Origin of the sequence: Lentzea sp. NPDC060358 (assembly GCF_042725365.1) — a bacterium.
In the GTDB taxonomy this organism is placed as follows: Bacteria; Actinomycetota; Actinomycetes; order Mycobacteriales; family Pseudonocardiaceae; genus Lentzea.
In genome coordinates this window covers 1-1,011 of sequence record NZ_JBHXCW010000521.1, presented here as the reverse complement: position 1 = coordinate 1,011, position 1,011 = coordinate 1, and the positions used below count along the sequence as shown (strand labels likewise).

Annotated in this window: 1 protein-coding gene; it reads left to right on the top strand. The window is 67.8% G+C overall.

Features of this window, described 5'->3' with window-relative positions; genetic code table 11:
• Positions 1 to 332 precede the first annotated feature (332 nt).
• Positions 333 to 863: a hypothetical protein gene (locus ACFWGZ_RS41345; protein ID WP_382457032.1), complete on the top strand. Its 531-nt coding sequence runs from the start codon at positions 333 to 335 to the stop codon at positions 861 to 863.
• The last annotated feature ends 148 nt before the right edge of the window (positions 864 to 1,011 follow it).

Here is a 1,011-nt window from a genome sequence, read left to right as displayed (position 1 = left end):
TTCGACGAAGGGCTCCCGGAGGCCGAGGCCGAGGCGGCGCAGCAGCGCGAGGAGAGCCAAGCTCTCCTTGAGCGTGCCCCGGATCGTGATGCCCCCACTTTCTCGGCCCACACGTACATGCGGGCTCTGGGCCGGGTGCTCCGACGTCACATCGCGCAGTACGAGGAACGGCACGAGGGTGCGGGCCAGGAACAAAAGGCCCAGGTCCAGGATGGGGGCAGCGAGCCGGCTGATCCTGACGCTGGTCAGCCCAGCGGAATGTACCGGGCACCGAGCGGCCTCACGGGGGCAGTGAAGGGGCGTTGGTTCAGTCTTACCGGCGGGGTCTACCTGTGATCGGCAATGCCGCGGTGGCCCGCGCGGTCAGCGATTACATGCACCGTTGCCCCGGCGAGTCACTGACACTCGCGCCGCTGTGGCAGACGCTCGCCCAGCACGCGAAGGCGGGCGCCTGCCACCACAGAGGCACGTGCCCGATCGTGACGGCGAGCCCGATCGTGGTCAACGAGCGTAGCCAGGTGCTGATGTTGCAGGGCGGTCGCGGTCCTGCTCGGCTGCCGGAGGCACGGTTCGAGGAGGGGTTCGACACCCTTGGCGAAGCGGCCCTCACGCTCGCGCGGGCTCTGGGTGTCGAGCAGTTGTGGTCCCAGCCCGGATGTGATGACCCGATCCAGTTGGACGCCGGCCGCGCTGATGTACAGGACGGCGACCGTATGAGGGTCGCGGCGCGCTACCTCCTCCGGACACATGCTTCGCTCTGCCGTTTTGCTCCGGGTGCCCCACAGCTGTGGGTGCCGCTGAACGAGGTGGATCTCGAACTGTCCCGGCGGGTCCATGCGGTCATGGCCGAGAGGGTTTCGTGAGCCGATGGCGCCCCAACGAGCTGGCCTACCTCGGTGTCCTGGCGATCCTCATCGTTCTCCTGGCCTTCGGGATCGGCGGTATGGGATGAACGAGCGGCGTCTCACCAACTGGCGGGAGTGGGCGGGTGCGCTCATTTCGCTTCTCATC